The organism is Brevundimonas sp. (assembly GCF_036399195.1).
Lineage (GTDB): Bacteria > Pseudomonadota > Alphaproteobacteria > Caulobacterales > Caulobacteraceae > Brevundimonas.
Genome location: NZ_DASWNO010000028.1, coordinates 1 through 9866, shown reverse-complemented (window position 1 = coordinate 9866; position 9866 = coordinate 1). Strand labels below are relative to the sequence as shown.

The 9866-nt window shown below is 68.7% G+C and carries 7 protein-coding genes, 1 tRNA gene and 2 pseudogenes; 6 read left to right on the top strand and 4 right to left on the bottom strand.

The window, feature by feature from the left end:
• Positions 1-604 (top strand): annotated as a pseudogene (locus VGB60_RS01525) (RNA methyltransferase); the annotation flags it as partial.
• Between the two features lies 1 nt (position 605).
• A complete protein-coding gene (locus VGB60_RS01520; protein WP_331036519.1) occupies positions 606-1007 on the top strand; it encodes a hypothetical protein in 402 nt (133 codons plus the stop codon).
• 135 nt (positions 1008-1142) lie between these two features.
• Here VGB60_RS01520 and VGB60_RS01515 read toward each other — a convergent pair.
• From VGB60_RS01515 to VGB60_RS01505, 3 genes and pseudogenes are all read right to left on the bottom strand, one after another.
• A pseudogene (locus tag VGB60_RS01515) lies at positions 1143-1405 on the bottom strand (DUF559 domain-containing protein); the annotation flags it as partial.
• On the bottom strand, positions 1395-2531 hold the full coding sequence (locus VGB60_RS01510) for a PA0069 family radical SAM protein (RefSeq protein WP_331036518.1): 1137 nt from the start codon (positions 2529-2531) through the stop codon (positions 1395-1397). The pseudogene VGB60_RS01515 and the gene VGB60_RS01510, both read right to left, overlap by 11 nt.
• Positions 2532-2614: 83 nt before the next feature.
• Positions 2615-2699: transfer RNA gene (locus tag VGB60_RS01505), tRNA-Leu, on the bottom strand.
• Positions 2700-2820: 121 nt separating this feature from the next.
• On the opposite strand from VGB60_RS01505, the gene VGB60_RS01500 reads away from it, so the two are divergent.
• Positions 2821-3315: a response regulator gene (locus VGB60_RS01500; protein ID WP_331036517.1), complete on the top strand. Its 495-nt coding sequence runs from the start codon at positions 2821-2823 to the stop codon at positions 3313-3315.
• A gap of 72 nt (positions 3316-3387) precedes the next feature.
• On the opposite strand, the gene VGB60_RS01495 is transcribed toward VGB60_RS01500, so the two are convergent.
• The gene (locus VGB60_RS01495; RefSeq protein ID WP_331036516.1) at positions 3388-5049 is read right to left on the bottom strand and encodes an amino acid permease; all 1662 of its coding nucleotides are present in this window, start codon (positions 5047-5049) and stop codon (positions 3388-3390) included.
• Positions 5050-5203: 154 nt separating this feature from the next.
• Here VGB60_RS01495 and hrpB point away from each other — a divergent pair, with 154 nt between their 5' ends.
• The 3 genes from hrpB to rpsB all read left to right on the top strand — a co-directional run.
• Positions 5204-7642: an ATP-dependent helicase HrpB gene (gene hrpB, locus VGB60_RS01490; RefSeq protein WP_331036515.1), complete on the top strand. Its 2439-nt coding sequence runs from the start codon at positions 5204-5206 to the stop codon at positions 7640-7642.
• Between the two features lie 21 nt (positions 7643-7663).
• Positions 7664-8893: a chromate efflux transporter gene (gene chrA / locus VGB60_RS01485; protein WP_331036514.1), complete on the top strand. Its 1230-nt coding sequence runs from the start codon at positions 7664-7666 to the stop codon at positions 8891-8893.
• 179 nt (positions 8894-9072) lie between these two features.
• Positions 9073-9866, top strand: a 794-nt coding sequence (rpsB, locus tag VGB60_RS01480; RefSeq protein WP_331036513.1) for a 30S ribosomal protein S2, incomplete at its 3' end; no start/stop codon positions are given.

Here is a 9866-nt window from a genome sequence, read left to right as displayed (position 1 = left end):
GGCGGGCTTGGCGCGGCTCAGCCTCGCCGGTGAAGTCCTGATGATGGAGCGGCAGCCGACCGTGACGTTCGGCCCTGCGACCGTTCCCCTGCCGCCCGGCGGTTTCCTGCAGGCGGCGGCTCAGGCCGAGGCCGCCATGGTCGAGCGCGCCGTGGCGGCGGTCCGGGGCGCAAAGAAGGTCGCGGACCTGTTCTGCGGCGCTGGGGCCTTCACCTTCCCCCTGGCGACAGTCGCGCCGGTGCTGGCGGCGGACTCCTCGGCCGCGGCGATCGCGGCCCTCAAAAGCGGCGTCGGCACGGCGCGGGCGCTGAAGCCGATCTCGGCGGAGGCGCGGGACCTGTTCCGACGGCCGCTAGCGCCCTACGACCTGCGCGGCTGTGACGCCGTCGTGCTGGACCCGCCGCGGGCCGGCGCGATCGAGCAGACCCGGCAGTTGATCGGGACGAACGCCGCCGTCGTCGTCAGCGTCTCCTGCAACCCCGTGACCTTCGCCCGCGACGCGCGCATCCTCATCGACGGCGGCTTCAGGCTGGAACGGGTCACGCCGGTGGACCAGTTTCTGTGGTCGGCGCATATCGAGCTGGTCGGGACTTTCAGGCGGTAGGATGACGGACGATCTGGAAGAGGACGGCGGCGGATTCGACGCCGAGGACTGGCTCAGGCTGAAGCCGTTCACCGGCGCCGTCGCCACGCTGGACGACGTGCAGGCCCGCCGCGCGGTGTTCGCGCTAGGCGACACCGACGCGCCGGCAGTTCTCGACATGGAACTGCCGCAGCCGGTGATCTGGTGGGACGACGACGACGGCGGACAGGCGGCGGTGGCGGTTCAGGCTGAGACGCACCTGAACGGAGAGGGCGAGGTCATGGAGGTGCTGGGCCTCATCCTGCCGGACGGCGGCGGCGCCGTGGCTCTGATGGAGGACGTCGATCTCGTCGACGCCACCGACCCCACCTGGCGCGATCTGGTCACCAACGCGGTCGATCCGTCGGCGGCGGAGGACGACTAGTTCAAGAGTCCTTCCCCCATTTCGGGGGGAAGGTGGGCGGCGTAGCCGCTCGGATGGGGGCTTGCCGCCCGCGGCACGGATCGCGTCGAGCACATCGTTCGGTCTTCCGAGGATGTCGCCATTCGCGAAACGCAGCACTTGAAAGCCTTGCGATGTCAGCCAAGCTTCGCGTTTCGCGTCGTCATACGTCCGAAGCTCGTGGACACCGCCATCCGCTTCAATGATGAGACGCGCCGACAGACAGGCGAAATCCACCACGTGCGCTTCGATCGGAACCTGCGACGGAAGCCAAGTCCTTCCACCGCCTTGTCGCGCACCAGCGACCAGAAGAACTCTTCCGCGCGGGTCGGTGTCTTGCGCAGCCGGCGGGCCCGTCTGATCGTCCGGTCAGGCTGCATCGTGCAGGCCCCCATCCGTCTCGCTCCGCGAGCCACCTTCCCCCGAGATGGGGGAAGGGAGATCAAAAAGATCACCTTGGATCTTTGCGCTCGCCGGAACCCGGAACCGACTCTCGTCCAGCGGCGCGCGGACGCCATCGAGGCCGTATCGTTTCACTGCGGCGCGGAAGCGCGCGGCGATCAGTTCGGCGACCGGGCCTGAACCCTTCATCCGCGTGTTCCAGTCGGGATCGTAGTCTCGACCGCCGCGGGTCTGACGCACGAGGGACATCACCCGGGCCGCGCGCTCGGGCCGGGCGTCGGCGAGCCATTCGCGGAACAGGTCCTTGATCTCGAGCGGCAGACGCAGGGTGACGTAGAAGGCGCCGATGGCCCCCGCCTTCGCGGCCGCCTCCAGCACGGCCTCCAGTTCGTGGTCGTTCAGGCCTGGAATGACCGGGGCGAAGCCGACGCTGACCGGCACACCCGCGTCGGTCAGTCGGCTGATCGCCTCAAGCCGTTTGGCCGGGGTGGACGCTCGCGGCTCCATGGCCCGAGCCAGCCCGCGATCCAGCGTGGTCAAGGAGATGCAGGCCTGCGCCAGTCCCTCTCGCCCCATCGGGCCCAGGATATCCGCGTCCCGCGTGATCAGCACCGACTTGGTGATGATGCTGTACGGGTGGTTGAACCGCTGCAGCACCTCCAGCACCGACCGAGTCGAGTTCAGCTCGCGCTCGACAGGCTGATAGGGGTCGGTGTTGCCGCCTATGTGGATACGTTTGCAGACATACCGGGGCCGGCTGAGCTCCTGCTCCAGCAGACGCGCGGCCTCGGGCTTGAAGAAGATGCGGCTCTCGAAATCCAGACCCGGGGATAGGCCCATGAAGGCATGGGACGGACGGGCGTAGCAGTAGATGCAGCCATGTTCGCAGCCCTTGTAGGGGTTGATGGACCGGTCGAAACCGATGTCCGGACTGGTGTTCCTGGCGATGATGGTCCGCGCGCGTTCCGGCGTCAGGGTCGTGCGCAGCGGCGCGGCCTCGGCGTCGGCGGCGGTCCAGCCGTCGTCGAAGACCTCCACGGTTTCCGGCTCGAACCGGCCGGTCGCATTCGAGCGGGCGCCGCGTCCCTTCGCCGTTTCAGCCATACCCAAGGATACCGCAAAGGCGGAACAAAGCAAGAACCCCCAAGGCGCTGTGAACAGCCTGCGTGGCCGGGGGGCCTTTCAGGTGGTGCGGATGAGAGGACTCGAACCTCCACGCCTTGCGGCGCTGGAACCTAAATCCAGTGCGTCTACCAGTTCCGCCACATCCGCTCAGGTCTGGCGGCCTTCTAGCCTGATCTGGGGCGAAGGCAATCCAAACCGCCCCGACTCGCCCGTTAGGCCGTTTTTCAGGTCTGGCCGGCAGACTGATTGTTCGGTCGGGAGAACGAACATGTCAGGGTTGGCGCGCCTTTCGGTGCTGGTCGTTGACGACAACAAGTCGATGCGGTCGCTCACCTCCACCGTTCTGACGGGGCTGGGGATACGACATGTACTGGAGGCGGACAACGGCGACGCCGCGCTGAAGGTGCTCAAGACATACGACGTCGACCTCGCCATCGTTGACTTCAAGATGACACCCATGGACGGGATTGCGTTCACGGATCTGGTGCGCAACAGCCCGGATTCAGCCAATCCCTACCTCCCGATCATCATGCTCACCGGACACGCCGACCGGATCCGGGTGTTGCGCGCCAGGGACGTCGGCGTGACCGAGTTCATGGTCAAGCCGATTACCGCCAAGGCGCTGACGGAAAGGATTCAGACGGTGATCCTCAGGCCCCGGCCGTTCCTGAAGCTTGAAGGTTATTTCGGGCCGGACCGCCGCCGATCAAGCAGGGACGGCGTCGGCCATCGCCGAAAGAGCGACCTGGTCGAGCCGAGCTGAAGGCCGTTCGGCGGGCAACAAAAAAGGCCCGGGGCGAAAGCCTCGGGCCTTTCTTGTCGGCTGATCCGGAGATCAGTCTTCCTTCACGTTGTCCACATTGCCGCCCAGCGCCTGTTCAGGCGTGGACAGGGCCATGTCCTCGGTGATGTCGATGCCCTTGGCCAGCTTGGAGTGCCAGAAGCCGTAGGCGGCGTAGATGATCGCGCCGACGACGGCGTAGCCGCCTAGCAGCATCAGCGGCAGCGGGTTGTCTTCCGCCGCGTGCTGGAACATCGGGATCAGGTTCTGGCTGGCCAGGAACAGGCAGGCCAGGATGCCCAGGACGGCGGTGAAGATGCCGCCTGGAACCTTGAACGGACGCTCCATCTCGGGGTGTTTGACCCGCAGGAAGATGACGCTGAGGCAGACGATGGCGAAGGCCGTCGCCGTACCCAGGGACACAAGGTCTCCGAGGATCGAGATGGGCAGGAAGGCCGCCGCGATGGCGATCAGGATGCCGAGCACGATGGTGCCGATCCAGGGCGTGCGGAACTTCGGATGGATGACCGCGAACGCCTTAGGCAGCAGCCCGTCGCGGGCCATGGTGTAGAAGATCCGCGTCTGGCCGTAGCACAGCACCAGCATGACCGAGGACAGACCGGTGACGGCGCCGACCTTGATCAGGAAGGCGATCAGGTTCAGCTCGCCGCCGGGTGCGGCCGCCAACGGGATGTTGGCCCACTCCAGACCCATGCGGTCGATGGCGACGGCCACCGGCGCCGGGCTAGCCAGCTCGAGGTAGGGAACCACGCCGGTCATGACGGCGGCCACGGCCATGTAGATGATGGTGCAGACCACCAGCGCGCCCAGGATGCCGATCGGCACGTCCTTGGACGGGTTCTTCGCTTCGGCGGCGGCCGTCGAGACCGCTTCGAAGCCGACATAGGCGAAGAAGATGATCGCCGCGCCGCGGAAGATGCCGCCGACGCCGAACTGGCCCGGCTCGCCGGTCGGTTCAGGGATGAAGGGCTGCCAGTTGGCCGGGTTGATGTACTGCACCCCGACCGCGATGAAGGTCAGCAGCACCACGATCTTGATGACCACGATGACGTTGTTGATGTTGGCGGACTCGGAGACGCCGAGCACCAACAGGCTGCAGACCGCGGCGATGCCGACAGCGGCCACCAGGTTGAAGGTGCCTGTCAGCGGGAAGGAGGTCGTTCCCGCGTCCTGCACCAACTGGACCAGAGGTGTGGCCCATTGCGGGCCTTCACCGCCGGCGTACTGAACCGCCGGGAACAACTGCTGGCTGATGCCGAAGTCGCTCAGGATGGACACGACATAGCCGGACCAGCCGACCGCCACGGTCGAAGCCGCGACGCCGTATTCCAGCACCAGCAGCCAGCCCATGATCCAGGCGAAGACCTCGCCGAGGGTGCCGTAGGCGTAGGTGTAGGCTGAGCCCGACACCGGCATGGTCGACGCCAGTTCGGCGTAGCACAGGCCGGCGAGGCCGCAGGCGATCCCGGCGACGACGAACGACAGCATGATCGCCGGCCCGGCGTTGGCGGCGGCGACCTGCCCAGTCAGAACGAAGATGCCGGCGCCGATGATGGCGCCGATGCCCAGGCTCATGAGGTTGAGGGGACCCAGCGTCCGCTTGAGCTCGCTCTTGGCGGCTTCCTTCTGGATCTGGGCTACGGATTTCTTGAGGAACAGGCGGTTCCCCTTTGGCCTAAGGCCTTCTGCGGACATCGAGTCTCGCCCCCTGCATACGGCGAGTCCTCCCCGGACCGCCTTCAATGGCGCGGACGCTAGCGGGGCCGGCCTGCTCTGGCAACGCGGTTTCCGACTGGTAAGGGGCGACGACGGTTTCGTGACCCGGCCAGTTGCGGGTAGATCGGAGACGATGCTTCCGATCCACGCCGTTCTCGAGCCGCTGAAGGTCGCCCTGTGCGCCGGGAACGTGGCCGTGCTCGCGGCGCCGCCGGGGGCGGGCAAGACGACCGTGGTCCCCTTGGCCCTGCTCGGTGAACCCTGGCTGGCTGGTCGCAAGGTGCTGGTGCTCGAGCCGCGGCGGCTGGCGGCGCGCGCGGCGGCGGAGCGGATGGCCTCAACTCTCCGCCAGTCCACCGGCGAAACCGTCGGCTACCGCACCCGGCTGCAGAGCCGCATCGGACCGAACACGCGGATTGAGGTGATCACCGAAGGCGTCTTCACCCGCATGATCCTGGACGATCCGGGTCTCGACGGGGTGGGCGTCGTCCTGTTCGACGAGTTTCACGAGCGCTCGCTGGACGCCGACCTCGGGCTGGCGCTAGCGCGGCAGGCGCAGGGGCTGCTGCGCGACGACCTGCGGATCCTCGTCATGTCGGCGACCCTCGACATCGCCGGCGTGTCGCGGCTGCTGGCCGCGTCCGACGGAGAGGCCGCGCCGGTGATCGAGGCGCAAGGCCGCATGTATCCGGTCGAGACTCGCTACCTCGGCCGCGATCCCCTCGAGCGGCTGGAAGACGCCGCGGCCCGCGCCGTGCTTCTCGCTCTGGCCGAGCAGACCGGATCGCTGCTGGTCTTCCTGCCCGGCCAGGGCGAGATCCATCGGGTGGCACAGCGGCTGGGCGAGCGACTGCTCGATCCCGCGGTCGAGATCGCGCCGCTGTATGGGGCGCTCGACAAGGCCGCGCAGGATCGGGCGATCCAACCCGCCTCCACTGGCCGCCGAAAGGTGGTGCTGGCCACCTCGATCGCGGAGACCAGCCTGACCATCGAAGGGGTGCGGGTGGTGATCGACGCCGGGGTGTCGCGTGTTCCGCGGTTCGAGCCTTCGAGCGGGTTGACGCGGCTGGCGACGGTGCGGGTCAGCCGCTCGTCCGCCGAGCAGCGGCGGGGCCGGGCGGGGCGGACCGAGCCGGGCGTCTGCTATCGACTGTGGGACGAGGAGGCGACGCGTGGCCTCGTCGCTCATCAAAGACCCGAAATTCTCGAGGCTGACCTGACCGGATTCGCGCTCGATCTGGCGCGCTGGGGCGCGCGGTCGGCGGAGGGGCTGGCGCTTCTGGATCCTCCGCCCGCCGGCGCTTTCGCCGAGGCCAGGAACGTCCTTCAGCGGCTCGGCGCGATCGACGTGGACGGCGCGCTGACCCCGCATGGACGAAGACTCGCCGGCTTACCGCTGCCGCCGCGTCTCGCGCACATGGTGGCCGCCGCCAGCGACGCGGGAGACGCCGCGAGGGGCGCGAAGCTGGCGGCGATCCTGAGCGAACCGGGCCTGGGCGGGAGCGAACCGGATGCGAGGGAGCGGCTCAAGGCCTTCGACCGCGACCGGGGGCCGCGGGCGCAGGACGCCCGCCGTCTGGCCGAGCGGTGGGCCCGGGCCGCCGGGAGCGGGCAGGGCGAGGACGCGGACGTGGGCGCCCTCCTGGCGGAGGCGTTTCCGGAACGCGTCGCCAAAGCCCGCGGCAAGCCGGGCGAGGTCCTGCTTGCGTCGGGCCGGGGCGCCTTCATCGATCCGACTGATCCACTGGCGAAGGAGGGGTGGCTGGCCGTCGCCGAACTAGGAGGCGGCGATGCCCGCGACCGCATCAGGCTGGCCGCGCCGCTGGACCCCGCCAGCCTCCGGCATCGCGTGGAGAGTGAGGACCGGCTGACGCGGGGACCATCGGGCCGGATGGTGTTGCGCCGCCTCCGCCGCATTGGCGCGGTCGTCGTCGATGAGAAGGTCGTCGGGGCGCCCGATCGGCGCGCCGTCACCGCCGTGCTCAAGGTGGAGGCGGAGCGGGCCGGCCCCGCCGCCCTGCCTTGGGGCGAGCGATCCTCGGGCCTGCGCGCGCGGCTGGCGTTCCTGCACGACCTTGATGCGGACTGGCCGGACGTCTCCGACCCGGGCCTCGTCGCCGCGCAGGAGGTGTGGCTCTGGCGGCTCCTTGAAGACGTTCAGGCGCTGGACGCGCTGTCGGACGCGTCGCTCGAGGCTGGGCTCCGGACGCTGGTTCCATGGGATCGGCAGCGGGCCCTGGACGAACTAGCGCCGCCGCGGCTGCAAACCCCGCTCGGCTCAGCGGCGATCGACTATGCGGCGCCGGGCGGACCCCGCGTCGACGTCCGCGTGCAGGAGCTGTTCGGCCTGACGACCCATCCTGCCGTCGGGGGCGGTCGGGTTCCGCTGACGCTGGCGCTGCTGTCGCCGGCCCGCCGTCCGGTGCAGGTCACCAGGGATTTGCCGGGCTTCTGGGCGGGCAGCTGGGCCGCGGTTCGCAGCGAGATGCGCGGCCGCTATCCCCGACATCCATGGCCCGAAGATCCGACCCGCGCCGAGGCCACAACCCGCGCCAAGCCGCGCGGGACCTGAGGCGGAGGTGACGTCCCTGCGATGACCCGGCATCCTTCAGCCAAGACCGACGAGGAGGCGCTCAACCCGCCGGCGATGAGCCATGGCGCGTTGTTTCTGCGCTTCCTGCGGTTCGGGGCGACGGCGTTCGGCGGCCCGGTGGCGCAGATCGCGATGATCCGGCATGAACTGGTCGAACAGGAGCGATGGATTTCAGGGCCGCGCTTCAATCGGCTGCTGGCTGTAATGCAGGCCCTGCCGGGACCTGAGGCGCACGAACTCTGCGTCCATCTCGGCATTCGGGCCAAGGGCAGGGTGGGGGGCCTGCTCGCCGGCCTCGGCTTCATGCTGCCGGGCTTCATCCTGATGATGCTGGCGGCCTGGGCGTGGTTCCGCTTCGAGGTGAACGGCGCCTGGGCCGCGCCGGCCTTGCTCGGCGCCCAGGCGGCTGTCGTCGCGCTGATCGTTCGGGCCGTTCACAGGATTGGCGGGCACATCCTGATCGACAGGGGGCTGTGGATCATCGGCCTGACCGCCAGCGCCGCGACGCTGGCGGCGGCGCCCTTCTGGGTCGTCCTGCCGGCCGGGGCCGCCGTCCATGTTCTGGCGTGCAGCGGACGCCGCGGCGCGGCGGCGATCCTGCTGGCGCTGGCGATCATCTCGCTCATCCTCTGGATCGCCTTCGGTCACGTTCCGGAAGCCGTCGCTCCCTTCGCGACGCTGGCGCGGGGAGGCGGCGCGGAGACCCTCGGCCTGTTCGTCGCCGGGCTGAAGGGCGGCCTCCTGACGTTCGGCGGCGCCTACACCGCCATTCCCTTCATCCGGCAGGACCTGGTTGGTCGGGGCTGGATTTCCGATGGCGACTTTCTTGACGGGGTGGCCCTCGCCAATGTTCTGCCGGCCCCGCTGATCATCTTCGCCACCTTCGCGGGCTATGCGGCCGGAGGCTTCACCGGGGCGGTCACGATCACGGCTGGCGTATTCCTGCCGGCGTTCGCCTTTTCAATGATCTTCTACGATCGACTGGAAGCTGTCGTCGCTGATGCGCGGATCAGAGCCGCGCTGGACGGCGTCGCGGCGGCGGTCGTCGGCGTGATCGGAGCGACCGTGATCGGCCTCGCCCAAGTGCTGTTGTCCCCGGGCGCCGCGCTTTGGCCGATCGCTGTGGCCGTCGGGGCGCTGCTGGCGCTCTACGTCGTCAAGGGCCGTTATGCGCCGCCCGCGGTTCTGATCGCGGCGGCCGCCGCTGGAATGGCGCTGGGCTCGACCTGACGCCGCCGCTTGCTTTCCGCGCCCATCCCGCCTAGAAGCCGCGCGCACTTCGCACGTGGGCGTGGCGCGTCCGGGGGAGACATCCCCGTTCGCTCCGTTCCGAGGGATCTTCTTCGCAAGAGAGGGCGGTCCTTTTACTCGCCCGCGCAACGTCTATCGGAAAAAGGACACGTCCCCTCATGGCTCTGCCAGAATTCTCCATGCGTTCGCTGCTCGAAGCAGGCGCGCACTTCGGCCACCAGACGCACCGGTGGAACCCGAAGATGGAGCGCTACATCTTCGGATCGCGCTCGAACATCCACATCATCGACCTGTCGCAGTCGATCCCGCTGCTGCACCAGGCGCTGGTCGCCGTGCGCGACGTCGCCGCCAAGGGCGGTCGCGTCCTGTTCGTCGGCACCAAGCGCCAGGCCGCCGATCCGGTCGCCGAGGCCGCCAAGCGCTGCGCTCAGTACTACATGAACAACCGCTGGCTCGGCGGCACCCTGACCAACTGGCGCACCGTGTCGGGCTCGATCGCCCGCCTGCGCGAGCTGGAAGGCCTGCTGGAAGCCGGCGGCGAAGGCCGGGTGAAGAAGGAGCTGCTGAACCTGCAGCGCGAGAAGGACAAGCTCGAGCTGTCGCTGGGCGGCATCAAGGACATGGGCTCCATCCCGGACATCATGTTCGTGATCGACACCAACAAGGAGGCCATCGCCATCCTTGAGGCCCGCAAGCTGAACATCCCAATCATCGCGATCCTGGACACCAACTCGGACCCGGACGGCATCACCTACCCGATCCCCGGCAACGACGACGCCGCCCGCGCCATCCAGACCTACTGCGACCTGATCGCCGACGCCGTCCTCGACGGTCTGGCCGCCGGCCAGGCGTCCTCGGGCGTCGACCTGGGCGCCGCGGTCAACCCGGACGAGCCCATGCTGCGCGAAGCCAAGGCCCCCAAGGCCAAGGCTGAAGACGCCGCTCCGGCCGG